The sequence below is a fragment of the Streptomyces sp. NPDC006655 genome, from assembly GCF_040703965.1.
GTDB lineage: Bacteria > Actinomycetota > Actinomycetes > Streptomycetales > Streptomycetaceae > Streptomyces.
In genome coordinates this window covers 142,525-167,334 of record NZ_JBEYJU010000004.1, presented here as the reverse complement: position 1 = coordinate 167,334, position 24,810 = coordinate 142,525, and the positions used below count along the sequence as shown (strand labels likewise).

The window sequence follows — 24,810 nt, the reverse complement described above, 5'->3', positions numbered from 1 at the left end:
CGCCGGGACGATCTGTGGCCAGTCTCCCCTCTGGGCTGGTGGCCGCGCCACCATGTCCGCGTAACGGGCTGGGAGTGTTTTCGACCACACCGCATTCATCCCCCGGTGGACGCCCAGTTCAAGCGGGAGTGAGCGCGGTCTCTCCTTCTCGTATCGGTCCGGGCTCCACACAATGCCCCGTTAGTGTGGTGCTCCTGCCCCTCCGGTGACCTTTTCGTGACCTTGAACCGCCGTACCTGACCTTGATCGCCGTGCCGGAGGGCAGTACCGCACCGCCTGGAGGTACCCGCCGTGTCCTTGCCCGCCGTCCTACTGGCCGCCGGTACGTCGCCGTCGCCGTCCCCCTCGGGATCGTCGGCCCCGGTGGTGCCCACGCTCCAGGACGCCCAGGAGAGCGCCACCAACGCGGCCAGCTGGGTCGAGCAGAACTGGTCGACCTGGCTGGCGATCGGTCTGAAGGTGCTGCTGATCCTGGTGATCGCGGTGGTGCTCAGAAGGGTCGTGCTGCGGGCGATCACCAAGCTCATCGACCGGATGAACCGGACGGTCGAGTCGGCGGAGGGCACCACCCTCGGCGGGCTGCTGGTCAACGCCGAGCGCCGGCGTCAGCGGTCGCAGGCGATCGGGTCCGTGCTGCGGTCGGTGGCGAGCTTCGTCATCCTGGGCACCGCGGCGCTGACGGTGCTGTCCGCCTTCCAGATCAACCTCGCGCCGCTGCTGGCCTCGGCCGGTGTCGCCGGTGTCGCGATCGGTTTCGGCGCCCGCAACCTGGTCACGGACTTCCTGTCCGGCGTCTTCATGATCCTGGAGGACCAGTACGGCGTCGGCGACACGATCGACGCCGGGGTGGCCTCCGGCGAGGTGATCGAGGTGGGCCTGCGGGTGACCAAGCTGCGCGGCGACAACGGTGAGATCTGGTACGTCCGCAACGGCGAGGTCAAGCGCATCGGCAACCTCTCGCAGGGCTGGGCCACCGCCGGGGTCGACGTCACCCTGCGGTCCAGCGAGGAGCTGGACCAGGTCCGGGCCACGCTCGACGAGGTCGCCGAGAAGATGGGCAAGGAGGAGCCTTGGAACGAGCTGCTGTGGAGCCCGATCCAGATCCTCGGCCTGGACTCCGTCCTGATCGACTCGATGGTGGTGCGGCTCTCCGCCAAGACCATGCCGGGCAAGGCGCTGACCGTGGAGCGGGAGCTGCGCTGGCGGATCAAGCGGGCCTTCGACGCGGCGGACATCCGGATCGTCGGCGGGGCCCCGACCGCCCTCTCCGAGGAGGAGGCCGCGGACCCGGCGGCGGCGGTGGCGGCCCCGGCCGCGTTCGCGGACGCGGACTCCCCGCAGGTGGCGGCGACGACGCCGATACCGCCGCAGCGCTCGACGGCACCCGGGAAGTAGCGGAACGGTTCAGCACACTCGTTCGAGTGAGGGGCGGGGCATTCCGGCGCGGAGAGCGCGCCGGGTGCCCCATCGTTCTGCCGGGGCATCCAGCGCAGGCTTAGCCTGGCATCAGCGTGAGGAGACCAGGGATGAGCGCCGAGCCGATCATGGAGAAGGTCATGGAGCCGGTCGTGCCGCAAGTGGACCCCATCGACTTGTTGATCTCGTTCGAAGAGGCGGCCGCGCCGATGCCGATTCGGGCGGAGTACCTCGAGGAGACGGGCATCGTGCCGCCTCAGCCGGACGAAGAGCACAGCGACGTCATCGCGCAGTTGTTCCTCCGACTCAACACCGCGGGCTTCCCGCTGGCAGGCTTCGGCATGGGATTCCGGGCCGCGCACAAGGACGGCCGGACCCAGGCCCTGCTCGTACCCGACTTCTATGTCCGCCGCCGCAGGTCCACGGACCTGGACGAGGCCTACGCCAAGTCCCACAAGGGCTGGTACCCGATCGACATGGTCGCCCTGGTGGGCGAGGTGACGTCCACGAACCACGAAATGGACACCGGCCCCAAGCTCCGGATCTACGCAAACGCCGGCGTACCCGTCTACGTCCTGATCCACCGCAGGAAGCGGACGGCCCACTGCTTCTACGACCCGGAGACCACGGGCGACGACCTCACCGCCGGTCGCTACCGCGCCGAAACGAAAGTCACCCTCGGCCGCCCCCTCCCCCTCCCACCCCCCTACCCCACCCTCGACACCGCCCCGTTCCTGGCCGACTGACCGGAGTGCGCCGCGGTCCCCGTGCCCCAAGGCCCGCCGGGCTCCCGGACGGGCCTTTCGCATGTGCGCGACCCTCCCGCCCAGGTAACGACTGGATTGCCGCACCCAGGGTCTCTTGACGGCCCCCGTCCGGCCCCCTACGTTTCCAGCCAACAGGAAACTTTCCTAACAGTGATCTAGGGCGGCCGTCCGGACGCGTCACCCGGCTGGACGATCACCCTGGTCACTGGGAAACTGAGCGGTTGGAAAGGCAGGTGGCGAACCACATGGCAGGAACCGCCGGTACGCCGGGCACCCCGCGCGTGCTGCGCGCCATGAACGACCGCGCCGCACTCGACCTGCTGCTGGAACACGGCCCGCTGTCCCGGACCCGGATCGGCAAGCTCACCGGCCTCTCCAAGCCGACCGCCTCCCAGCTGCTGGCCCGCCTGGAGGCGGCCGGGCTGGTCCTGGCCACCGGCACCAGCGAGGGCCGGCCCGGCCCCAACGCCCAGCTGTACGCGGTGAACCCGGCCGCCGCCCACGCCGCGGGACTCGACGTCACCCCGGACCGGATCCGCGCCGCCGTCGCCGACATCACCGGCCGTACCGTCGGCGAGTACGCACTTCCCACCCCGGGGCGCCGCTCCGCCCAGTCCGTCGTACGGCAGGTCACCGACGCCCTCGACGGCGCGGTGAAGGCGGCCGGGCTGGCCCGGGACGACATCCGCCGGCTGGTCATCGGCACCCCGGGCGCCTTCGACCCGAACACCGGCCGCCTGCGCTATGCCTCGCACCTGCCCGGCTGGCACTCCCCCGCGCTGCTCGACGACCTCGCCGCCGCGCTCCCGATGCCGGTCGAGTACGAGAACGACGTCAACCTCGTCGCCATCGCCGAGCAGCGGCTCGGCGCGGCCCGCGGCCACGGCGACTTCGTGCTGCTGTGGAACGAGGAGGGCCTCGGCGCCGCCCTGGTCCTCGGCGGCCGGCTGCACCGCGGCTGGACCGGCGGCGCCGGCGAGGTCGGCTTCCTGCCGGTGCCCGGCACCCCGCTGGTGCGCCAGGTCACCAAGGCCAACAGCGGCGGCTACCAGGCCCTCGCCGGATCCCAGGCGCTGCCCGGACTCGCCGCGGAACTCGGCATCGGGGACCTGCCCACCGGATCGCGTGCCGAGGCCGGTGCCGCGCTCGTCGCCCGTGCCGCCGACCACGGCACCGGACCGTACCGCGAACTCCTGAAGACCTACGCGACCCGGCTCGCCACCGGTCTCGCCTCCCTCGTCTCCGTCCTCGATCCCGAACTCGTCGTCCTCAGCGGCACCGTGCTCACCGCCGGCGGCGAGGTGCTGCGCGCCCTCGTCCAGGCCGAGCTGGAGGAGCTGGCGGCCGCCCGGCCGCGGCTCGTCGTCGGCGACGTCCGTGAACACCCCGTGCTGCGCGGCGCGCTGGAGAGCGCGCTCGCGACCACCCGCGACGAGGTCTTCGACACCTCTCGCTAGCCGCCCCCGGTTCCCCCGCTTCCTCGTCCCGCCGCCCGCCCCTGGGAGACCCCGTCATGCCCACACGCACACCCTCGACCGCCCGAAAGACGGCTTTCGCCGTGACTGTCCTGGCCGGTTCGCTGGCCCTGCTCACCACCGCCTGCACCGGGCAGCCCTCCTCCGGTGCCTCCGACGACGCCTCCGCGAACACCACGATCAACTTCTGGCACGCCTGGAGCGCCCCGAACGAGGTGAAGGCGGTCGACGCGCTGATCGCAGGCTTCGAGAAGGCGCACCCCAACATCCACGTCAAGGTCGTCAGCAACATGACCGACGACAAGATCAACCAGGCACTGCGCTCGGGCGGCGACCAGGCCCCGGACGTCATCTCGTCCTTCACCACCAACAACGTGGGCAAGTTCTGCTCCTCGGGCGCGCTGGTCGACCTCAACCCCTTCTTCAAGAAGTCGGGCGTCGATCCGCAGACGACGTTCCCGAAGGCGATGAACGAGTACACCCAGTTCGAGGGCGACCGCTGTTCGGTGCCGCTGCTCGGGGACGCGTACGGGCTCTACTACAACAAGACGGCGTTCAAGGCGGCCGGCATCACCAGCCCGCCGAAGACCTGGTCGGAATTCGAGACCGACGCCAAGAAGTTGACGATCACTCAGGGCGACGGCTACAAGCAGCTCGGTTTCATGCCCGACTACCACGGCTGGGAGACCACGACCGAGCACTACCTCGGGCAGTTCTCGCCGACGTACTTCGACAGCAAGGGCAAGTCCCAGGTGGCGAAGGACCCGGCCTTCGAGAAGGCGTTCACGCTCCAGAAGCAGCTGGTCGACCAGCTCGGCGGCTACCAGAAGCTGGAGAGGTTCCGGGCCACCCTGGGCGACGAGTGGGGCCCCAAGCACCCCTTCCAGACCGGCCAGGTCGCCATGCAGCTCGACGGTGAGTGGCGGCTCGGGATGGCGCTGGACGCGAAGCCGAAGTTCGACATAGGTGTCGCCCCGCTGCCGGTCCCGGACGACCAGGCGGCCCAGTACGGCAAGGGCTACATCACCGGCACCATCGCCGGCATCGCCGCCACCAGCAAGAAGCAGAACGCGGCCTGGGAGTTCGTGAAGTACATCAGCACCGACACGGACGCGGTGGTGAACTTCTCCAACGCCATCCACAACGTGCCCTCCACGCTGGCCGCCCTCAAGTCGTCGAAGCTGACGTACGACCCGCGGTTCAAGACGTTCCTGGACATCGCCGCGAACCCGGACTCCACCACGGCGCCCGCCTCCGTCAACGGCGGCGTCTACCTGACGACCGTCCAGCAGCTCGGCTACGACTACGAGAGCGGCAAGGTCACCGACCTGAAGGCGGGCCTGAAGCAGGCCGCCGCGCAGATCGACACGGACATCGCGCAGGCGAAGTAGCGATGAGCACCGTCACCCTCGCGTCGAAGCGCCGCCGGTCGGCGCTTCGTACGGCCGCCTTCATGTCGCCCTGGCTGATCGGCTTCGCGGTCTTCTTCGCGTATCCGCTGATCTCGACGGTGTACTTCTCGTTCATGCACTACGACGGTTTCAGACCGCCGACGTGGAGCGGGACGAAGAACTGGACGTACGTCTTCGAGCACTATCCCTACTTCTGGCCCGCGATGCGCAACACCCTGTGGCTCGTGGTCGTGATGGTCTCGCTGCGGGTCGTCTTCGGCCTCGGCGTCGGCATGCTCATCACGAGGATCAAGACGGGTACGGGAGTCTTCCGCACCCTCTTCTACCTGCCCTACCTGGCCCCACCGGTGGCCGCCACCATGGCCTTCGCGTTCCTCCTCAACCCCGGTACGGGCCCGGTCAACTCGCTCCTGGGGAAGATCGGCATCCCGGCGCCGGGCTGGTTCAACGACCCCACCTGGTCGAAGCCGGCGCTGACCCTGCTGGCGCTGTGGGGCATCGGCGACCTGATGGTCATCTTCATGGCCGCGCTGCTCGACGTACCCGCCGAGCAGTACGAGGCGGCGGAGCTGGACGGCGCGTCGGCATGGCAGCGGTTCCGGTTCGTCACGCTCCCGAACATCGCGCCGATCGTGATGTTCGCGGTCGTCACGGGTGTCATCCAGACGATGCAGTACTACACGCAGCCGCTGATCGCCGGGAAGGTCGCCTCCGGTGTCATCCAGGGCGCGGGAACACAGTTCGAGCCCGGGTATCCGGAGAAGTCGACGCTCACCCTTCCCCAGCTCGTCTACAACCTCGGTTTCCAGCGCTTCGACTACGGCTCCGCGTGCGTCGTCGCCCTGGTCCTCTTCGCCCTGTCCATGGCGTTCACCGCACTGCTGATGCGGCGCCGGGGCGGTCTCATCCAGGCAGGTGACTGACGATGACCCAAGTGCTGGAACGCCCCGCAGACCTGTCCCGCGAGCCGGTCTCCGCCGCCGCGCGCACCGCCCGCCGCAAGGCGCTGCTGCACTGGGTGGCGGTGCACTCGCTCGGGGTGGCCGCCGCCCTGTTCTTCACGCTGCCCTTCGTGTTCGTGTTCCTGACCTCGCTGATGAGCGACAGCCAGGCACTGAGCCGGGACCTGATCCCGCACACCTGGGAGTGGGGCAACTACCGGAAGGTCTTCGCCACCCCGGGTTTTCTGACCTGGTGGAAGAACACCCTGGTCTACGCCGGCCTCGGCACCGTCCTGACCGTGGTCTCCTCGCTCCCCGTGGCGTACGCGCTCGCCAAGTTCCGTTTCCGGGGCCGCAACCTCTCCCTGATGCTGGTGATCTCGATGATGATGCTGCCGCCCCAGGTGGTCATCATCCCGATGTACCTCTTCTGGGCGAAACAGCTGGACCTGTCCGGCACCCTGTGGCCGCTGATCGTGCCGATGGCCTTCGGTGACGCGTTCTCCATCTTCCTGCTGCGCCAGTTCCTGACGACGATCCCGAACGAGTACCTGGACGCGGCGAAGGTGGACGGCTGCGGGGATCTCAGGACCCTGCTCAGGGTGGTGGTCCCGATGGCGAAGCCGGGCATCGCCGCCGTGGCGCTGTTCCAGTTCTTCTACGCCTGGAACGACTACTTCGGCCCCCAGATCTACGCCTCGGAGAACCCGGGCGCCTGGACCCTCTCCTACGGCCTGGAGTCGTTCAAGGGCATGCACCACACCGACTGGAACCTCACCATGGCCGCGACCGTGCTGGTCATGGCCCCCGTGATCCTCGTGTTCTTCTTCGCCCAGAAGGCGTTCGTCGAAGGCGTCACGCTCACCGGAGTGAAGGGTTGACCAAGCATGCGGCATCTCCCCGGGGGACAACCCCCGGACCCCCGGCCGATCGATGCGATCGCCGGCACTCGGAAGCGGAGGATTCCCCGGTGAAACTCACTGTGGTCGGCGGAGGCTCGACCTACACCCCCGAACTCGTCGACGGCTTCGCACGCCTGCGGGACACCCTGCCGATCGAGGAACTGGTTCTGGTGGACCCGGCCGCCGAACGCCTGGAACTGGTGGGCGGACTGGCCCGGCGCATCTTCGCCAAGCAGGGACACGACGGCCGCGTCGTCACCACCTCGGACCTCGACGCGGGCGTCGAGGGCGCCGACGCGGTGCTGCTCCAGCTGCGCGTCGGCGGGCAGGCGGCCCGGCAACAGGACGAGACCTGGCCGCTGGAGTGCGGCTGCATCGGCCAGGAGACCACCGGCGCCGGCGGCCTGGCCAAGGCCCTGCGCACGGTCCCGGTCGTCCTCGACATCGCCGAGCGCGTCCGCCGTGCCAACCCGAACGCCTGGATCATCGACTTCACCAACCCGGTGGGGATCGTGACCCGCGCCCTGCTCCAGGCCGGGCACCGGGCGGTCGGGCTGTGCAACGTGGCGATCGGCTTCCAGCGGAAGTTCGCGCAGCTGCTCGGGGTCACGCCGTCCGAGATCCACCTCGACCACCTCGGCCTCAACCACCTCACCTGGGAGACGGCGGTCCGCCTCGGCGGCCCCGAGGGCGACAACGTCCTGCCCAAGCTGCTCGCGGAACACGGCGAGACGATCGCCGCGGACCTGAAGCTGCCGCCGGGCCTCCTCGACCGCCTGGGCGGCGTCATCCCCTCGTACTACCTGCGCTACTACTACGCGCACGACGAGGTGGTGCGGGAACTGCGCACCAAGCCGTCCCGGGCCGCCGAAGTCGCCGCCATGGAGGAGCGGTTGCTGAAGATGTACGGCGACCCGGCCCTGGACGAGAAGCCGGAGCTGCTCGCCGAGCGGGGCGGCGCCTACTACTCGGAGGCGGCGGTCGACCTGGCCGCGGCCCTGCTCGGCAGCGCCGGGAACCCCTACCAGGTGGTGAACACGTACAACGGCGGCACGCTGCCCTTCCTGCCCGACGACGCGGTGATCGAGGTGCAGGCGGCGGTGGGGCCGACCGGCCCGAGGCCGCTGCCGGTCCCGGACGTGGACCCGCTGTTCGCCGGGCTGGTGGCGAACGTGACGGCCTACGAGGAGCTGGCCCTGGAGGCGGCCCTGCGCGGCGGCCGGGACCGTGTCTTCCGGGCTTTGCTCGCCCACCCCCTGGTCGGCCAGTACGAGTACGCCGACGCTCTGACCGACCGACTGATCGCGCACAACCGGGAGCACCTCGCGTGGGCCTGACCGCAAGTGTCCTCGCCATCGACGCGGGCAACAGCAAGACCGACGTCGCCGTGGTGGCGCCGGACGGCGAGGTCCTCGCCACCGCCCGCGCCGGGGGGTTCCGGCCGCCGGTGGTGGGCGTGGAGCAGGCCGTGGACGAGGTGGCCGCGGCGGTCGCCGAGGCGTACGCCGCCGCCGGGGTCACCACGGCCGCGCATGTCTCCGCCTGCCTCGCCAACGCCGATCTGCCGGTGGAGGAGGAGCAGTTGGCCGCGGCGCTGGCCGCCCGCGGCTGGGGCGGCTCGGTGACCGTCCGCAACGACACCTTCGCGATCCTGCGGGCCGGCGTCGCCGAGCCCCGTGGCGTCGCCGTGGTGTGCGGTGCGGGCATCAACTGCGTCGGCATGCGCCCCGACGGCCGCACCGCCCGCTTCCCGGCGATAGGGCGGATCTCCGGTGACTGGGGCGGCGGTTGGGGCCTGGCCGAGGAGGCGCTGTGGCACGCGGCACGGGCGGAGGACGGCCGGGGCGAGCCGACGGACCTGGCCCGCACCCTGCCCGCGCACTTCGGCCTGGCGTCCATGTACGCCCTGATCGAGGCCCTGCACCTGGAGCACATCGCGTACGGCCGCCGGCACGAACTGACACCGGTGCTGTTCGCGACGGCGGCGCAGGGCGACCCGGTGGCGCGGGCGGTCGTGGACCGGCTGGCGCAGGAGGTGGTGGCGATGGCGGTGGTCGCGCTGACGCGCCTCGAACTGCTGGACGAGGAGACACCGGTGCTGCTGGGCGGCGGGGTGCTGACGGGCGGCCACCCGCAACTCGACGACGGAGTACGCGAACTGCTGTCCGCGCGCGCCCCCAAGGCGGTCCCGAGCGTGGTGACGGCCCGCCCGGTCCTGGGCGCGGCCCTCCTGGGTCTGGACACGGTGGGCGCGGGACCGGACGCGCAGGGCAGACTCCGGGACCACTTCGAAGGGTGAGGTAAAACGCCCCCGAACACCCCCGCACCACCCCCGCGGAACCGAACCGAATTCCCCGGCGTATTCCTGGGCAGGGGTTCCGCTGCGATCCGATCAAGATCCAGTGAACGCCGGTGCCGAATGTCAGTCCGGGCGGCGATACTGGGCGGCGAACGGATGACCATGGGGGAGGTCGAGTGACACACCCGCCGACAAGCAGTACGGCGCCGCCAGGAGCGGGCCCCGCCCTGCCCGCTCCGGCCCCCCGGCCCGCCTCGCGCCGCTCCGCGTTCGCGGAGGGCGCCGACCGGCTGCGCGCGGCCGCCACCACGGAACCCGGCCGGCTCCGCCTCATCGGCGCCGTACTCGCCGCCCTGATCGTCGCGTTCGGCGCCGTCACCGCCTGGCAGACGAGCGACCGCGCGGCCGCCGCCGACGACGTGCTGCACCGCAGCCAGCCGCTCAGTTCGAGCGCCGCCGACATATACCGTTCGCTGGCGGACGCCAACACCGCGGCGTCCAGCGGGTTCCTGGCCGGCGGCCAGGAGACGGCGGGCTCCCGCCGGACGTACGAGCAGGACATCCGCAACGCCGCGGCCGGACTGGTCACCGCCGCCGCCAACTCCGAGCCCGGCTCCCCCGCCGAGGCGGCCGTCGCGAAGCTGAACACGCTGCTGCCGGAGTACAAGGGGCTGGTGGAGCGGGCCAGGGTCTACAACCGGCAGGGCTACCCGGTCGGCGGCGCCTACCTGCGCTACGCGAACGAGAAGATGCAGCAGGAGATGCTCCCGGCGGCGGAGGACCTCTACACGAAGGAGAACGCGCGGCTCGCCTCGGACTACGCGGACGCGACGCCGTACCCCTGGGCGGCGATCGCCCTCGGGCTGCTGGCGCTCGCCGCGCTCGGCTGGGCCCAGCTGCGGCACTACCGGCGCACCAACCGGGTGCTCAACCACGGCCTGGTCGCGGCCTCCGCGGCGACCGTCGGCACGCTGCTGTGGCTGGTCGTCGGCCACAGCGTCGCCCGCGCCGGCCTGGACGACTCCTACGACCACGGCGTGCGCTCGCTGAACGTGCTGCACGACGCCCGCATCGCCTCCCTGAAGGCGCGGGGGAACGAGAACCTGAGCCTGGTGTCGCGCGGCGCCGAGACCGTCAAGGTCGGCGACCGGACGTACGACGCGTACTACTACGCCTTCGACAAGGACATGGCCACCCTCGGCAAGGGCCTCACCCGGGCCGCGGCGCTCGCCGACGACTCGGCCGGCGGCAGGCCCGTGGTGTCGGCCGAGGCGAACATGAAGGTGTGGAAGGAGCGGCACGCGGCCGCCCGCCAGGAGGACGAGAACGGCGACTACGCGGCGGCGCTGGCCAAGGTGATCGGTCCGAAGGACGCGACCGGCGAGTGCTTCGACAGTGTCGACGCCAACCTGAAGACCGCGTTGGAGCACGAGCAGCGTGAGTTCCAGCAGCAGGCCACCGACGGGCGGGACGCGATGGCCGGCCTGCCGATCGGTGCCGCCATGCTGGGGGTCGCGGCCGCGGCGGGCGCGCTGTTCGGCATCGGGCGCAGGCTTTCGGAGTACCGGTGAGAGGGGGCGTGGCGATGTTCGTGCGGAGGTTGTGCATCTCCCTGCGCGGCTGGGGCGGGGTGGGCGCGATGGCGCTCGCCTGTGTCCTGGCGCTGGCGTTCGTGCTGCTGCTGCCGCTCACCCAGTCCCACGGCGAGGGCGGCGACGCCGGGACCGGGGGCCAGAAGCTGGCCACCGGCCGCCAGGCGCGGGCCGACAGCTGTGTGGACGCGCAGGCGCAGAACCAGACCTGGGCGCCGTCGGGCGCGGACGGCCCGACGATCGACGCCATCAAGGCCCGCAAGGGCGCGGCCCGGAAGCTGGTCGTGGGCGTCGACCAGAACAGCTACCGGTGGGGCTACCGCAATCCGAACGACTCGGGCGGTGACCTTGAGGGCTTCGACATCGACCTGGTGCACCGGATCGCCCAGGACATCCTCGGTGACGCGAACGACGTGACGTTCAAGGCGATCCCGACCAGTCAGCGGATACCGGCGCTCCAGCAGGGCCGGGTCGACATGGTGGTGCGCACGATGACCATCACCTGTGCGCGGCTGGACGACGTCGCGTTCTCCGCGCCGTACTTCAGGACCGGCCAGCAGGTGCTGGCCCCGAAGTCGTCGCCGATCACCGGGTACAACGCGACGCTGGCGGACAAGCGGGTGTGCGCGGCGGCCAGTTCGACCGCCCTGGACGACGTGACGGCCGACCGGAAGTCCGGCCGGGTGCCCTCCTCCGTCGCCGTCACCGTCGTGCCCAACCAGCTGGACTGCCTGGTGCGGTTGCAGCTCGGCGAGGTCGACGCCGTGATCACCGACGGCGCGCTCGCCGCCAGCCAGGCCGCGCAGGACCCGACGGTCGAGCTGAAGGGCGCGGCGTTCACCACCGAGTACTACGGCGTGGCGATGAACCGGGAGGCGACCGATCTGGTACGCCGGGTCAACCAGATCCTGGTGGAGTACCGGACCGACGGCTGGCAGGCCTCGTACACCAAGTGGCTTTCGGCGACACTGGGAGCGGACTCGACGGCGTCGAAACCGCCCGCGCCGCAGTATCTGCGCAAGAGCTGACCCGCATCCGCGCGGCCATGCCCCGACGAGCGAGCGAGAGGTGATCGATGGGCGTCACGGACCCCGCCGGGCCGGTGATGGACCGGGACGAGGTGGACCGTGCGCTGGCGCGGCTCGGCGCGGAGCACGAGGCGATCGAGACCTCGCTGCTCGCCCTGCAGGACCACGCGGGCCGCAGGCTCCTCGAAGGCGCCGAGCTGACCGGGACGACCCGGGAGCGGTGGGCGGCCACCGAGGCGTCGATCAGCCTGCTGTGGGCGTACTTCGACGCCTACTCGGACGCGTTGCGCGACGCCCGGGAGATCCGGTCCCGGCGCCGCTGGTCGAGCCGTGAGGACCTGGTGGAGCTGACCGAGCTGCTGCGCGGCGAGTCGGTGACGGTGGCGGGCAGCGCGACGGCGACGGCGAACGCGCCGACGCTGCTGTCGGCGGCGGGCCGGCTCAGCGAGCGCTTCTCGCTGGCGGCGCTGGTCGACCGGATGAACGAGCTGTACGCGACCTCCCTCGACATGGTCGTGACCGCCGACGCGGTGTGGTCGGCGCTGCCCGCGCGGATCGATTTACTCGCCGCGGAGTTGCAGCGCACCCGCAAGCTGGCGCACTCGGTCGGGGTGCGCCCTGGTGAGCACCCGGCGGGCGACGACCTGGAGCGGATCACCCGCATACTGACGAAGCTGCGCGAGGACGTGATCTCCGACCCGCTGGCCTTCTGGGTTCCGGCGCAGGGCAGTTCGGCGCCCGGCGGCGGCCGTCCGGACACCACGGTGTACGACCGGGAGGCGCGGGCGCTGGAGGAGGTGCGGCGGGAGATCGACGCCGTGCTGACGGTACGGCAGGACGCCGAGGCGCGGCTGATCAGGCTGCGGGACGTGCTGTCCCGCGCGGACCGCACCCTCTCCGAGGCGCGTACCGCGCGCGGCGAGGTCCTCGCGAAGATCGCGGCGACCGAGGTGCCGGTGGTCAGCGGTCCGCCGACCGCGCTCCAGGAGCAGCTGGCGACGGCCGCCGAGTACCGCAGGCAGGCCCAGTGGCACCGGCTGTCGCCGCTCCTGGAGTCGCTGGAGCAGAAGGCGGAGGACGAACTGCTGCGGGCCCGCGAGTCGTTGACCGCGGTCACCGCGCCGCTGGCGGTGCGCGCGGAGCTGCGCGGCAGGCTGGACGCGTACAAGGCGAAGGTGGCCCGGCACGGGCTGGCCGAGGACCCGTTCCTGATCGAGCGGTACGACGCGGCCCGGCGGATGCTGTGGAGCGCGCCCTGCGACCTCCGGGTCGCGGAGCAGGCGGTGCTGCGGTACCAGCGGGCGGCGGCCGAGGCGCTGGGGGCGCCGCGGATGCCGCGGCAGGGCGGGCCCGAGGACCGGAGGGGGGAGCAGGTATGAGCGAGGCGGGACAGTCGTGCCAGCGGCCGGGCTGCGAGGGGTCGTACGAGGACGTGGGCGGCGGCGAGCTGTACTGCGACACCTGCGGGCTCGCGCCGGTCGTCTCGGCGAAGGGGACGCTGGAATCGTCCCCCACCGGGATGACGGCCGGCGGCCGGGACTCGGCGGGCAGCGGGAGTGCGCGCTCCACCGGCCGCAGTGCGCGGACCTCGTCGCAGTCGTCGAAGTCGCGGCGCTCGGTCTCCGGGCGGCTGTCGCGGTCGCTGTCGGGCGGGCCGACGGGGCGTTCGGTGTCGGTGCGCAGTTCGGGTTCGTCGACCGGTGCGTCGGGGCGCAGCAGGCTGGGCGCGGGCCTGGTGGCGGTGCCGCAGGTGCCGAGGCCGGACCCGCGCGGGATGGTCCTGGACAACCCGGAGGTGCCCGAGCGCAAGCGGTTCTGCTCGCGTTCGGACTGCGGGGCGCCGGTCGGCCGGGCCCGCGGCGAGCGGCCGGGCCGCACCGAGGGGTTCTGCACCAAGTGCGGCAACCCGTACTCGTTCGTGCCGAAGCTCAAGGCCGGTGACGTGGTGCACGGCCAGTACGAGGTCGCGGGCTGTCTGGCGCACGGCGGTCTGGGCTGGATCTACCTCGCCGTGGACAAGGCGGTGGCCGACCGCTGGGTGGTCCTCAAGGGCCTCCTGGACACCGGTGACCAGGACGCGATGGCCGCCGCGATCTCCGAGCGGCGGTTCCTCGCGGAGATCGAGCACGCGAACATCGTGCGGATCTACAACTTCGTCGAGCACCTCGACAAGCGCACCGGCTCCCTGGACGGCTACATCGTCATGGAGTACGTCGGCGGCAAGTCCCTCAAGGAGATCGCCAACGCCCGGCGCACCCCGGAGGGCCGCCGCGACCCGCTGCCGGTGGAGCAGGCGTGCGCCTACGGGATCGAGGCGCTCGAGGCCCTCGGTCATCTGCACAGCCGCAACCTGCTGTACTGCGACTTCAAGGTCGACAACGCCATCCAGACCGAGGACCAGCTGAAGCTGATCGACATGGGCGCGGTGCGCCGCATGGACGACGAGGAGTCGGCGATCTACGGCACGGTCGGCTACCAGGCGCCGGAGGTCGCCGAGGTGGGTCCCTCGGTCGCCTCCGACCTGTACACGGTGGGCCGTACGCTGGCCGTGCTCACCTTCGACTTCCAGGGCTACACGACGGTGTTCGCGGACTCGCTGCCCGACCCGGACACCATCGAGGTCTTCCGGCGGTACGAGTCGTTCTACCGGCTGCTGGTGCGGGCCACCGACCCGGACCCGGGACGCCGGTTCGCCTCCGCGCAGGAGATGGCCGAGCAGCTGACCGGGGTGCTGCGGGAGGTCGTGTCGGTGCAGACCGGGCAGGCCAGGCCCGCCCTGTCGACGCTGTTCGGACCCGAGGTGAAGGTCACGGACACGGAGTTGTTCCCGAGGCTGGCCGGGGACGTGTCCCGGCTGGGCACCCGGGCGGTGACGTCCAGAACGCTCGCGCTGGAGCCGCCGGGCGCGCGGACGGCCCCCGACGGCGCGGCCCCCTCCCTGGTGAAGGCCGTCGCGACGCCGGCCGCCGGACTCGCCCTGCCGGTCCCGCTGGTCGACCAGAGCGACCCCAACGCGGGTTTCCTGGCGGGCCTGATGATGACCTCGGCGCCGGGCGAGCTGCTCGGGGCGCTGACCGCCGCGCCCACGCAGACCGTGGAGACCCGGCTGCGGGGGATCCGCGCCCGGCTGGAGAGCGACGGCCCCGAGGCCGCCCTGACCGCGCTGGGCGAGCTGGAGGACGAGCGGCCCGACGACTGGCGGGTGGTCTGGTACCGGGGCGTGGCCGCCCTGGTCACCGGGGACTTCGAGGGCGCGGCGCTGTCCTTCGACGCGATCTACGACGCGTTCCCCGGTGAGAGCGCGCCCAAGCTGGCGCTCGGGCTGTGCGCGGAGGTGCTGGGCCAACTGGACAACGCGGCCGAGTACTACCGGCTGGTGTGGGCGACCGACCCGAGCTTCGTGAGCGCCGCCTTCGGGCTGGCCCGGGTGCAACTGGCGGCCGGGGACCGGCGGGGTGCCGTGACGACGCTGGAGTCGGTGCCGGAGGCCTCGATCCACTACACGGCGGCCCGGGTGGCGGCCGTACGGGCGCGGCTGCGGCACCGGACGGCGGCGCCGGACGACACGCCGTTCCTGGACGACCTGACGGCCGCCGCCGGGCAGATCGAGGCGCTGGACGCGTACGGTCTGGACCCCGCGAGACGTGAGCAGTTGTCGGCGGAGGTGCTCGGCTGCGCGCTGGACTGGATACTCTCCGGGGGCCAGGGCGTACAGTCCGCGGCCGGCGGCCGGGTGCTGCTCGGCACCGGTCTGGACGAGCGGGGCCTCCGCTTCGGCCTGGAACGCTCGTACCGCACGCTGGCCAGACTGGCGACCGGCGGTGAGGAGAGGATCGACCTGGTGGAACGGGCCAACCGTTACCGCCCCCGGACGTGGGTGTAGTTGATGTCGCAGATGCCCCAGCAGGCCGCACCGGCGAAGTGCCCGAGCTGCGCGGAGCCGCTCGAATCGGGTGATCTCTTCTGTGGTGCGTGCGGGTACGACCTGTCGGCCGTGCCCGGCGCGCCGCCGGACCACCCGACCCTCACCATGGGCGCCTCCGGTGTGGGACCCTCCGGTGTGAACTGGCCCCCGCCCGAGCCGGAGAGCTCCCCGACGCCCGCTGCCCCGCACCTGCCGACCGATCTGCCCGGCACCGACTCGGGCGGCACGCCGCTGCCCGGTTCGCCGCCGCACGGCTCGCCGGTGACACCGGCCTCCGGGGTGCGCTTCGACCGGCCGCCGGAGCCGGACGAGGACTACGCGCTCCAGGCGCCGGACCCACGGGTGGCCGCCTCCGCCGCCGAGAACACCGAGAGCGCCGAGAGCGCCGGGTCCGCCGGGGCGGCGAAGGTGTGCGTGGCCTGCCGGGCGGGTCGCGTCGACGACGACGGCTACTGCGAGAACTGCGGGCACGCCCAGCCCCGCGAGCGCGACCACATGGAGCAGGAGTCGGGTCCGGTGGCCGCGGTCAGCGACCGCGGACTGCGCCACCACCGCAACGAGGACGCGTTCGCCGTCGGCCGCACCGCGCTGCCCGACGGCACCCCGGCGGTGCTCGCGGTCGTCTGCGACGGCGTCTCTTCGGCGACCCGCCCCGACGAGGCCTCCATGGCCGCGTCCCGGGCCGCGGGCGAGTCCCTGCTCGCCGCGCTGCCGCAGGGCACCCATCCGCAGGCGGCGCTGCACGAGGCGATCGTCGCCGCGTCCCACGCCGTCAACGCGCTGGCCGACGAGCCCACTTCGGCCCGTGAGCACACCCCGCACCAGAACGCGCCCGCGTGCACGATCGTCGGCTCGGTGGTCACCTCGGGCCTGCTGGTCGTCGGCTGGGTCGGCGACAGCCGCGCCTACTGGGTGCCGGCGGACCGCAGTTCACCGCCGGCCCGGCTCACCGAGGACGACTCCTGGGCCGCGCAGATGGTGGCGGCGGGCCTGATGAGCGAGGCGCAGGCGTACGCCGACGAGCGGGCCCACGCGATCACCGGCTGGCTCGGCGCGGACGCCTACGAACTGGAGCCGCACACCGCGTCCTTCAAGCCGGACCGGCCCGGTGTGGTGGTGGTGTGCACCGACGGCCTGTGGAACTACGCGGAGACGGCCGAGGAGATGTCCGAGATCGTCCCCGCGGACGTGGCGCTGCGACCGCTGCACGCCGCCCGGGTCCTGGTCGGCCACGCCCTGGACGGCGGGGGCCACGACAACGTAACAGTGGCGCTGCTGCCGTTCCCGGCGCCGCCGCAAGGGGCAGGATCCGCCTGAGGCCGCCGCGGAAGGGCCGCACACGGGCGCGCGGAACGGGGTGGCGCAGGGGAAGCACGGGCGGGCCGGAGGGGACCGGTCCGCACACAGTCAGCACCCATCACGCGTGGGTGGAGGGGGACCGGAGCAGTCATGGCCAATTTCTCGAAGTCGAACGTGCCGCAGTTCTCGGTGGACGTGTACCAGAACGAGTACCTGCCGGACGGGGGCCGCGAGGTCAACGCGATCGTCACGGTCACCTCGACCGGCGGCGGCACCGTCGGCAGCTCGGCCGGCGCCTCGTACGCACCCGGGCAGGGGCCGTCGGCCGGAGTGGCGATCATGGTGGACTGCTCGGGTTCGATGGACTACCCGCCCACCAAGATGCGCAACGCCCGGGACGCCACGGCGGCCGCGATCGACACCCTGCGCGACGGCACCCACTTCGCGGTGGTCGGCGGCACGCACGTCGCCAAGGAGGTCTACCCGGGCGGCGGGCGGCTCGCGGTGGCCGACCGCACCACCCGGGAGCAGGCCAAGCAGGCGCTGCGCAGGCTGAGCGCGGGCGGCGGTACGGCGATCGGCACCTGGCTGCGCCTGGCCGACCGGCTGCTGTCCTCGGCGGACGTCGCGATCCGGCACGGCATCCTGCTCACCGACGGCCGCAACGAGCACGAGTCACCGGAGGACCTGAAGGCCGCCCTGGACTCCTGCGCCGGGCGGTTCACCTGTGACGCCCGCGGGGTGGGCACCGACTGGGAAGTGAAAGAAGTCACAGGGATAGCCTCCGCACTGCTCGGCACCGCGGACATCGTCGCCGACCCCACGGGTCTGGCCGCCGACTTCACGCAGATGATGGAGACGGCGATGGGCAAGGAGGTCGCCGACGTCGCGCTCAGACTGTGGACCCCGGTCGGCACGACCATCAAGTTCGTCAAGCAAGTGGCGCCCACGGTGGAGCAGTTGACGGACCGGCGCACCGAGGCCGGGCCGCGCGCCGGGGACTACCCGACCGGCTCCTGGGGTGACGAGTCGCGTGACTACCACGTCTGCGTGGAGGTCCCCTCGGCCGGCCTCGGCCAGGAAATGCTCGCCGCACGGGTCTCGTTGGTGGTCCCACAGCCCGACGGCAGCGTCCAGAACCTGGGCGCACAGGGCCTGATCAGGGCGGTGTGGACGGACGACATGGCCGCCTCGACCTCCATCAACCCCCAAGTCGCCCACTACACCGGTCAGGCCGAACTGGCACAAGCCATCCAACAGGGCCTGGACCTACGCAAAGCGGGCGATATGGACGGAGCAACCGCCAAACTGGGTCGGGCCGTTCAGTTGGCAAGCGCTTCCGGTAACGCGGATACTGCGAAACTGCTTGCGAAGGTGGTGGACGTGGTCGATGCCGCGACAGGTACTGTGCGACTGAAAGCGAAGGTTGCGGAGGCCGACGAGATGACTCTCGAGACCCGGTCCACAAAGACTGTTCGTGTAAAGAAGTGACCTGAGAGCAGACCCAGCAGTATCCGCAGGACATCCAGACAGGCTCAGGACGAACCTGACAGAGAGGGAAGCACCGACATGCCGACCTGCCCGAACGGACACCAGTCGGGTTCCGACGACTGGTGCGAGGTGTGCGGTCACCGCATGGCCGGTGCCGTACCCCCGCCGCCCCCGCCGACCGCCGGCGGCGGCTACGGCTTCCCGCCGCCCGCGCCCGGCGCCCCGGCCGGCGGCCCCGCCGGCCGCCACCTCTCGGCCGTGCCCAACGGCTCCGAGGCGGAGCTGTGCCCGCAGTGCCGTACGCCCCGCGAGGGCGGTGCGCCGTTCTGCGAGGAGTGCCGCTGGAACTTCCTGACCAACACGGCGACCTCGTACACCCCGGCCGCGCCGCGCCCCTCGGGGCCCGGCCAGGGCGCGCCCACCTTCCGGCCGCCCGCCCCGCCGTCGTACGGCGGCAACACCGACTCGTACGAGTACCAGGGCTCGCGCCCCTCGCAGGTGAACCGTCCCGCCGAGCCGATCCCGTCCTTCGGCAGCGAGCCCTCGGGCCCGACGCCGTTCGCGGGCGAGCGCGGCGGCCCGCCGGCGTTCGGCGACCGGGGCCAGTCCGGCCCCCCGCAGTTCGGCGGCGACCGCGGCCAGTCCGGCCCCCCGCAGTTCGGCGGCGACCGGGGCCAGTCCGGTCCACCGGCCTTCGGCGAGGAGCGCGGTGCCTCCGGTCCCCCGCCCTTCGGGGGTGACCGGGGCCAGTCCGGTCCCCCGCAGTTCGGCGGCGACCGCGGCCAGTCCGGCCCCCCGCCCTACGGCAACGACCGCGGCCAGTCCGGACCGCCGACCTTCGGCGAGGAGCGCGGTGCCTCCGGTCCCCCGCCCTTCGGGGGTGACCGGGGCCAGTCCGGTCCCCCGCAGTTCGGCGGCGACCGCGGCCAGTCCGGCCCCCCGCCCTTCGGCGGCGAGCGCGGGCCTTCGGCGTTCGGTGGCGGCCCGGGCCAGAAACCCGGCGGCGGCCCCTCCGGCTTCGGCGGCGCCCCCGGCACCGGTCAGGCCTCCGGCCCCTACACCCGCGACCCCGGCGGCCCCGCGGGCGGCCCCTTCGGCGGCGACCCGTCCCGGCCGCCGGTTCCGCCGCCGCCCGGCGGCCCCGGCGCGACCTCCTCGGGCGCGCCCGGCGCCTTCCAGCAGTCGGCCCCGCCCGGCTTCCCGCAGGAGACCACCCGGCCCCCGGCCGGCGGCCCGTCCTTCGGCGGCGGTGACGACGACTGGGTGATCTCCCCGCCGTCGGGCGGACCCGGCGCCCCGGGCGGCCGCCCCGGCGGCTACGGCTACCCGCAGCCCGGTTCCACCCAGGCCCCGGGCTCCGGATTCCCGCAGGCCCCGCAGTCCCCGGCGACCTGGACGGCGACGATCGGCCCGGACCGCGAGTACTTCATGGCGATGATGCAGCGCTCGGGCCCCGAGGCGGCCGGCCTCAACCTGCCCGCGTACTCCCCCGAGCAGCAGCGCACCCTCACCGGGAACCAGGTCACCATCGGCCGTCGCCGGCACTCCACCGGCGACACCCCCGACATCGACCTGTCGGTGCCGCCGGAGGACCCGGGCGTCTCGCACCAGCACGCGGTCCTGGTCCAGCAGCCGGACGGCAGCTGGGCGGTCGTCGACCAGAACTCGACGAACGGCACCACGGTGAACGGCGGCGAGGACCCGATCCAGCCCTTCGTCCCGGTGCCCCTCCAGGACGGCGACCGGGTGCACGTGGGCGCCTGGACGACGATCACCGTCCGACGGGGCTGAGTCACCGTCCGACGGTGCTGAGCGCGGCGCCCCGTGATCGGCGTCAGACCGGGAGCGGCCAGACGAACGGCCCCTCCCGGTCGTCCAGCCACAGCCACTCCCCGCCCTCCTCCACCGTCACCCCGTACCGCTCCCGCCCCGGCCTGCCCTGCCCCGCCCACACCTCGTAGGCCTCCTTCGGCGCGAGCACCCCCCGGGTCAGCTCCGCCAGGAACTGGAAGGACTCGTCCCCGAGGGCCCAGGCCGGCACCCCGCCCGCGTCCCCCGCCCCGGCCGCCCTCGGCACCCCCCGCAACGGCACGAAGAACGCCGCCGACGCCAGGAACCGCCCCTCGGCACGCCCCGCGCCCTCCACGGCCAGCGCCAGCAGCCCGGTGGCCACCGGCGAGAGGATCCGCGCCCCCGGCACGCACTGGCCGACCCAGGCCCGCGGCACTCCCGGCAGCGCGCACGTCGCGATGATCCGCTCGTACGGCGCCCGCTCCGGCACCCCCCGCGCCCCGTCCCCCGTGACGACGGCCGGCCGGTACCCCGCCGACGCCAGGTGCCGCCGCGCCGACTCGACGATCTCCGGCTCCACGTCCACGGTCGTGACCAGGCGGTCGTCCCCCAGCCGGTGGGCGAGCAGCGCCGCGTTGTACCCGGTGCCCGCACCGATCTCCAGCACCCGGTCACCGTCGGCCACCCGCAGCGCCACCAGCATCCGCGCCATCAGCGACGGCTGGCTGCTGGAGGACAGCAGCTCACCGTCGCGCAGCCGGGTGGCCAGCGGAACGTCCTCGTACGCGCCCCGCACCCACCGCTCCCGCGCCGCCGGGTCGGGACTCTCGCCCCACCGGCGCTCGTACCCCCGCACCCCGGCGACGTAGTAGTACGGCACGAACAGATGCCGGGGCACCGCCTCGAAGGCCGCCCGCCACACCGGTTCCGCCGCCCAGACCCTCTCGGCGTCGATCTCCCGCACCAGCTCGGCCCGCGCGCCGGCGGCGAGCTCCTCGGTCTCCGCGTCGTAGAGGCCCATGTCTCCAGCCTAGGCACCCGGCGGCCGGCAGGTCCTAAGCCTCGAGTCCTGGGTCACCCCGTCTGAGACCATGTACGGGTGAGAGAGATTCGGCGCGGCACGCTTCAGGAGAAGACCTTCTACGAGCTGGTCGGCGGGGAAGAGACGTTCCGCCGGCTGGTCCACCGTTTCTACGAGGGCGTCGCCGAGGACGAGCTGCTGCGGCCGATGTACCCGGAGGAGGACCTGGGTCCGGCCGAGGAGCGGCTCACCCTGTTCCTCATGCAGTACTGGGGCGGCCCCACGACGTACAGCGACAACCGCGGTCACCCCCGGCTGCGGATGCGGCACGTCCCGTTCACGGTGGACCGGGCGGCGCACGACGCCTGGCTGCGGCACATGCGGGTGGCGGTGGACGAGCTGGGGCTCGCCGAGGAGCACCGGGAACAGCTCTGGAACTACCTCACCTACGCGGCCGCCTCGATGATAAACACCCCGGACTGACCCGCTCTCCGTCAAACGGTCCCCCGGCGGACGCCGACGCCGAGCGGGCCGGGGCGAGGGGGCCGGGGCGGGTCAGCGGACGCTGACGCCCAGCGACCCGAGTCCCGCCCGGCGCACGGCGATCGACCCGAACGGCGTCCGCAGCCGCAGCCACGCCCCGGCCGACAGCAGCACCGCCTCGTCGGCCGGTCCGGCGGGCCGCAGGAAGCCCAGCGACTGGGCCGCGTGCACGGCCCGCACCGGGAGCCCGGTGGCACCCACGGTCCGGGACCAGATGTCCCGGCCGATCCGGTCCAGCGCGTCGCGGGTACGGCCGTCCGGTGCCAACTCGTCCGTGCGGGAGCGGAACTCACGCACCGCGGCGGCCACGGTGGCGCGCAGCGCCTGCGGCGCGGGCAGGCCGGGCTCGGGCCGCCAGCCGCCCCGCGGGGGCAGCACACCGGCCCACGGCGGCCCGGTCACGGCCCCGGGCACGGCGGCCGTACCGGCCTGCTCGTCCACGGACTCCAACAGCTCCCCCGCCGACACGGTCACGTCGAGGGTGACGTCGAGACCGTCCTCGTACGGCTTGGCCAGGCGCACCGCGCGGACGGCCAGCACCTCGAAGGACGGCGGCCGGCCGAAGACGGCGAGCGCGGTGCCGGCCGCCTGGAGACGGACGGCGGCGGAACGGTCGTAGCGCAGCAGCCGGGAGAGGAAGGCCGCGAGGTCCGCCGCCTCCCCGTCGTCGGCCAGGTGGAGATCCGTCATGCGGCGACGGCCTCCTCCTTGTCGTCGTCCCGGTACTCCGCGAGGAAGTCACGTTCCTCGGCGGTGAGCCGGCGCGGCCGTCCGGACTCGAAGTCGAACGGCACGACCACCGTCGCGGCCCGGACGTAGACCAGGTCGTCGTCCTTCACCTCGTAGGTGACGGTGAAGGACGCGGCCCTGATCTCGGTGACCCACAGCTCGATGTCGACCGGGTGGTGCCGGTGGACGAGCTGCCGCTTGTAGTCGATCTCGTGGCGCGCCACCACCGACCCCTGCTTGAACTCCTTGTCCGGCCGGAACAGCCAGTCGATGCGGGCCTCCTCCAGGTAGCGGACGAAGACCGCGTTGTTGACGTGGCCGTACGCGTCCATGTCGGACCAGCGCAGGGGGCAGCGGTAGATGTGGCGCAAGACCGATCAGCCCCGGGTCAGCTTCTTGTAGGTGGCACGGTGCGGACGCGCGGCGTCCGGACCGAGCCGCTCGATCTTGTTCTTCTCGTACGACTCGAAGTTGCCCTCGAACCAGAACCACTTGGAGTCGCCCTCGTAGGCGAGGATGTGGGTGGCCACCCGGTCCAGGAACCACCGGTCGTGGGAGACGACCACGGCCGCGCCCGGGAACTCCAGCAGCGCGTTCTCCAGGCTGCCGAGGGTCTCGACGTCGAGGTCGTTGGTCGGCTCGTCGAGGAGCAGCAGGTTGCCGCCCTGCTTCAGGGTGAGGGCCAGGTTCAGCCGGTTGCGCTCACCGCCGGAGAGCACGCCGGCCGGCTTCTGCTGGTCGGGGCCCTTGAACCCGAAGGCGGAGACGTAGGCGCGGCTCGGCATCTCGACCTGGCCCACGTTGATGTAGTCGAGCTCGTCGGAGACGACCGCCCACAGGGTCTTCTTCGGGTCGATGTTGGCGCGGCTCTGGTCGACGTACGAGATCTTGACGGTCTCGCCGACCTTGATGGTGCCGGCGTCCGGGGTCTCCAGACCCTGGATCATCTTGAAGAGGGTGGTCTTGCCGGCACCGTTGGGGCCGATGACCCCGACGATCCCGTTACGGGGCAGCGTGAAGCTCAGGTCGTCGATCAGGACCTTGTCGCCGAAGCCCTTGGTGAGGTTGTTGACCTCGACGACGATGCTGCCGAGCCGCGGGCCCGGCGGGATCTGGATCTCCTCGAAGTCCAGCTTCCGCATCTTGTCGGCCTCGGCGGCCATCTCCTCGTACCGCGCGAGACGGGCCTTGGACTTGGCCTGGCGTCCCTTGGCGTTGGAGCGCACCCACTCCAGCTCCTCCTTGAGCCGCTTGGCGCGCTTGGCGTCCTTCTGGCCCTCGACCTTGAGACGCGCCTGCTTGGTCTCCAGGTACTTGGAGTAGTTGCCCTCGTAGCCGTGCAGCCGGCCGCGGTCGACCTCGCAGATCCAGCCGGCCACGTTGTCCAGGAAGTACCGGTCGTGGGTGACGGCCACGATGGTGCCGTCGTACTTGGCCAGGTGCTGCTCCAGCCAGTTCACCGACTCGGCGTCGAGGTGGTTGGTGGGCTCGTCGAGGAGCAGCAGGTCGGGGGCCTCGAGCAGCAGCTTGCACAGGGCGACGCGGCGCTTCTCACCACCCGAGAGGTTGGTGACGGGCCAGTCGCCGGGCGGGCAGCCGAGGGCGTCCATGGCCTGCTCGAGCTGGGCGTCGAGGTCCCAGGCGTTGGCGTGGTCCAGCTCCTCCTGGAGCTTGCCCATCTCGTCGAGGAGCGCGTCGGAGTAGTCGGTCGCCATCAGCTCGGCGATCTCGTTGAACCGGTCGAGCTTGCCCTTGACCTCGGCGACACCCTCCTGGACGTTCTCCAGGACGGTCTTCTCCTCGTTGAGGGGCGGCTCCTGGAGGAGGATGCCGACGGTGTAGCCCGGGGAGAGGTACGCGTCACCGTTGGACGGCTGGTCCAGTCCCGCCATGATCTTCAGAATGGTGGACTTGCCGGCACCGTTCGGGCCGACCACACCGATCTTCGCGCCGGGCAGGAAGTTCAGCGAGACGTCATCAAGGATCACCTTGTCGCCGATTGCCTTGCGCGTCTTGCGCATGGTGTAAATGAACTCAGCCAAGAGAAACCGTCCGGCAGCTTGAAATCAGGCAGTGGGCAGATACATCCCATCTTGCCTGACGTCCAGCCTCTGGTGTTAACCCGTTCGGTTGGGGGGCTGTGATCTGGGGGTTCACCGGTGGCGGGAGGCCTCGGCGG

20 protein-coding genes are annotated in these 24,810 nt (G+C 72.0%); 16 read left to right on the top strand and 4 right to left on the bottom strand.

The genetic code is table 11. From position 1 onward, the window contains the following. The first annotated feature begins 291 nt into the window (after positions 1-291). The 15 genes from AB0958_RS03820 (at position 292) to AB0958_RS03750 (ending at position 20,338) form a co-directional block, all read left to right on the top strand. Positions 292-1,395 carry a mechanosensitive ion channel family protein gene (locus tag AB0958_RS03820; RefSeq protein WP_366888675.1) on the top strand — a complete coding sequence of 368 codons (1,104 nt, stop codon included), beginning with the start codon at positions 292-294 and terminating at the stop codon, positions 1,393-1,395. Between the two features lie 131 nt (positions 1,396-1,526). Further along, entirely contained in the window at positions 1,527-2,162 is a 636-nt protein-coding gene (locus AB0958_RS03815; RefSeq protein WP_366888674.1) for a Uma2 family endonuclease, read from the top strand. Between the two features lie 266 nt (positions 2,163-2,428). Continuing rightward, positions 2,429-3,640: an ROK family transcriptional regulator gene (locus AB0958_RS03810; RefSeq protein ID WP_366888673.1), complete on the top strand. Its 1,212-nt coding sequence runs from the start codon at positions 2,429-2,431 to the stop codon at positions 3,638-3,640. 56 nt (positions 3,641-3,696) lie between these two features. Continuing rightward, a complete protein-coding gene (locus tag AB0958_RS03805; RefSeq protein WP_366888672.1) occupies positions 3,697-5,049 on the top strand; it encodes an ABC transporter substrate-binding protein in 1,353 nt (450 codons plus the stop codon). 2 nt (positions 5,050-5,051) lie between these two features. Further along, positions 5,052-5,993 (top strand): sugar ABC transporter permease, encoded by a 942-nt coding sequence (locus AB0958_RS03800; protein ID WP_366888671.1) that lies wholly within the window; start codon positions 5,052-5,054, stop codon positions 5,991-5,993. Positions 5,994-5,995: 2 nt separating this feature from the next. After that, positions 5,996-6,892 (top strand): carbohydrate ABC transporter permease, encoded by an 897-nt coding sequence (locus AB0958_RS03795; RefSeq protein WP_366888670.1) that lies wholly within the window; start codon positions 5,996-5,998, stop codon positions 6,890-6,892. A gap of 89 nt (positions 6,893-6,981) precedes the next feature. Then, positions 6,982-8,250, top strand: a complete 1,269-nt coding sequence (locus AB0958_RS03790; protein ID WP_366888669.1) for a 6-phospho-beta-glucosidase — start codon at positions 6,982-6,984, stop codon at positions 8,248-8,250. Beyond that, positions 8,241-9,212 carry a BadF/BadG/BcrA/BcrD ATPase family protein gene (locus tag AB0958_RS03785; RefSeq protein ID WP_366888668.1) on the top strand — a complete coding sequence of 324 codons (972 nt, stop codon included), beginning with the start codon at positions 8,241-8,243 and terminating at the stop codon, positions 9,210-9,212. Before AB0958_RS03790 ends, AB0958_RS03785 begins: the two co-directional genes overlap by 10 nt. 176 nt (positions 9,213-9,388) lie before the next feature. Further along, on the top strand, positions 9,389-10,783 hold the full coding sequence (locus AB0958_RS03780; protein ID WP_366888667.1) for a hypothetical protein: 1,395 nt from the start codon (positions 9,389-9,391) through the stop codon (positions 10,781-10,783). Between the two features lie 14 nt (positions 10,784-10,797). Beyond that, the gene (locus AB0958_RS03775) at positions 10,798-11,832 is read left to right on the top strand and encodes a glutamate ABC transporter substrate-binding protein (protein WP_366888706.1); all 1,035 of its coding nucleotides are present in this window, start codon (positions 10,798-10,800) and stop codon (positions 11,830-11,832) included. Positions 11,833-11,879: 47 nt separating this feature from the next. Beyond that, a complete protein-coding gene (locus AB0958_RS03770; RefSeq protein WP_366888666.1) occupies positions 11,880-13,211 on the top strand; it encodes a hypothetical protein in 1,332 nt (443 codons plus the stop codon). Beyond that, the gene (locus AB0958_RS03765; RefSeq protein ID WP_366888665.1) at positions 13,208-15,715 is read left to right on the top strand and encodes a tetratricopeptide repeat protein; all 2,508 of its coding nucleotides are present in this window, start codon (positions 13,208-13,210) and stop codon (positions 15,713-15,715) included. Before AB0958_RS03770 ends, AB0958_RS03765 begins: the two co-directional genes overlap by 4 nt. A 3-nt stretch (positions 15,716-15,718) precedes the next feature. Then, on the top strand, positions 15,719-17,074 hold the full coding sequence (locus AB0958_RS03760; RefSeq protein WP_366888664.1) for a PP2C family serine/threonine-protein phosphatase: 1,356 nt from the start codon (positions 15,719-15,721) through the stop codon (positions 17,072-17,074). A gap of 132 nt (positions 17,075-17,206) precedes the next feature. Then, the gene (locus AB0958_RS03755) at positions 17,207-18,547 is read left to right on the top strand and encodes a VWA domain-containing protein (protein WP_366888663.1); all 1,341 of its coding nucleotides are present in this window, start codon (positions 17,207-17,209) and stop codon (positions 18,545-18,547) included. Positions 18,548-18,625: 78 nt separating this feature from the next. Next, positions 18,626-20,338, top strand: a complete 1,713-nt coding sequence (locus AB0958_RS03750; protein WP_366888662.1) for an FHA domain-containing protein — start codon at positions 18,626-18,628, stop codon at positions 20,336-20,338. A gap of 43 nt (positions 20,339-20,381) precedes the next feature. Here AB0958_RS03750 and AB0958_RS03745 read toward each other — a convergent pair whose 3' ends face one another. Then, complete coding sequence (locus AB0958_RS03745; protein WP_366888661.1) at positions 20,382-21,359, bottom strand: methyltransferase domain-containing protein; 978 nt, start codon at positions 21,357-21,359, stop codon at positions 20,382-20,384. A 78-nt stretch (positions 21,360-21,437) separates the two neighbouring features. Between AB0958_RS03745 and AB0958_RS03740 the strand changes: the two genes are divergently transcribed. Beyond that, positions 21,438-21,842 carry a globin gene (locus tag AB0958_RS03740; RefSeq protein ID WP_132886874.1) on the top strand — a complete coding sequence of 135 codons (405 nt, stop codon included), beginning with the start codon at positions 21,438-21,440 and terminating at the stop codon, positions 21,840-21,842. A gap of 72 nt (positions 21,843-21,914) precedes the next feature. Here AB0958_RS03740 and AB0958_RS03735 read toward each other — a convergent pair whose 3' ends face one another. Genes AB0958_RS03735 through ettA form a run of 3 tightly spaced genes read right to left on the bottom strand, consistent with a single transcriptional unit; the run spans position 21,915 to position 24,673 of the window. After that, entirely contained in the window at positions 21,915-22,592 is a 678-nt protein-coding gene (locus tag AB0958_RS03735) for a hypothetical protein (protein WP_366888660.1), read from the bottom strand. Further along, the gene (locus AB0958_RS03730; RefSeq protein WP_366888659.1) at positions 22,589-23,002 is read right to left on the bottom strand and encodes a thioesterase family protein; all 414 of its coding nucleotides are present in this window, start codon (positions 23,000-23,002) and stop codon (positions 22,589-22,591) included. Before AB0958_RS03730 ends, AB0958_RS03735 begins: the two co-directional genes overlap by 4 nt. A gap of 6 nt (positions 23,003-23,008) precedes the next feature. Then, the gene (gene ettA / locus AB0958_RS03725; protein ID WP_366888658.1) at positions 23,009-24,673 is read right to left on the bottom strand and encodes an energy-dependent translational throttle protein EttA; all 1,665 of its coding nucleotides are present in this window, start codon (positions 24,671-24,673) and stop codon (positions 23,009-23,011) included. Positions 24,674-24,810: the final 137 nt, after the last annotated feature.

Bases quoted from the DNA above. Each gene is read 5' to 3' on its own strand.
- AB0958_RS03735 (WP_366888660.1), bottom strand. From the start codon at position 22,592: ATGACGGATCTCCACCTGGCCGACGACGGGGAGGCGGCGGACCTCGCG.
- AB0958_RS03755 (WP_366888663.1), top strand. From the start codon at position 17,207: ATGGCCAATTTCTCGAAGTCGAACGTGCCGCAGTTCTCGGTGGACGTG.
- AB0958_RS03770 (WP_366888666.1), top strand. From the start codon at position 11,880: ATGGGCGTCACGGACCCCGCCGGGCCGGTGATGGACCGGGACGAGGTG.
- AB0958_RS03765 (WP_366888665.1), top strand. From the start codon at position 13,208: ATGAGCGAGGCGGGACAGTCGTGCCAGCGGCCGGGCTGCGAGGGGTCG.
- AB0958_RS03775 (WP_366888706.1), top strand. From the start codon at position 10,798: ATGTTCGTGCGGAGGTTGTGCATCTCCCTGCGCGGCTGGGGCGGGGTG.
- AB0958_RS03815 (WP_366888674.1), top strand. From the start codon at position 1,527: ATGAGCGCCGAGCCGATCATGGAGAAGGTCATGGAGCCGGTCGTGCCG.
- AB0958_RS03745 (WP_366888661.1), bottom strand. From the start codon at position 21,359: ATGGGCCTCTACGACGCGGAGACCGAGGAGCTCGCCGCCGGCGCGCGG.
- AB0958_RS03805 (WP_366888672.1), top strand. From the start codon at position 3,697: ATGCCCACACGCACACCCTCGACCGCCCGAAAGACGGCTTTCGCCGTG.
- AB0958_RS03800 (WP_366888671.1), top strand. From the start codon at position 5,052: ATGAGCACCGTCACCCTCGCGTCGAAGCGCCGCCGGTCGGCGCTTCGT.
- AB0958_RS03760 (WP_366888664.1), top strand. From the start codon at position 15,719: ATGTCGCAGATGCCCCAGCAGGCCGCACCGGCGAAGTGCCCGAGCTGC.
- AB0958_RS03750 (WP_366888662.1), top strand. From the start codon at position 18,626: ATGCCGACCTGCCCGAACGGACACCAGTCGGGTTCCGACGACTGGTGC.
- AB0958_RS03795 (WP_366888670.1), top strand. From the start codon at position 5,996: ATGACCCAAGTGCTGGAACGCCCCGCAGACCTGTCCCGCGAGCCGGTC.
- AB0958_RS03810 (WP_366888673.1), top strand. From the start codon at position 2,429: ATGGCAGGAACCGCCGGTACGCCGGGCACCCCGCGCGTGCTGCGCGCC.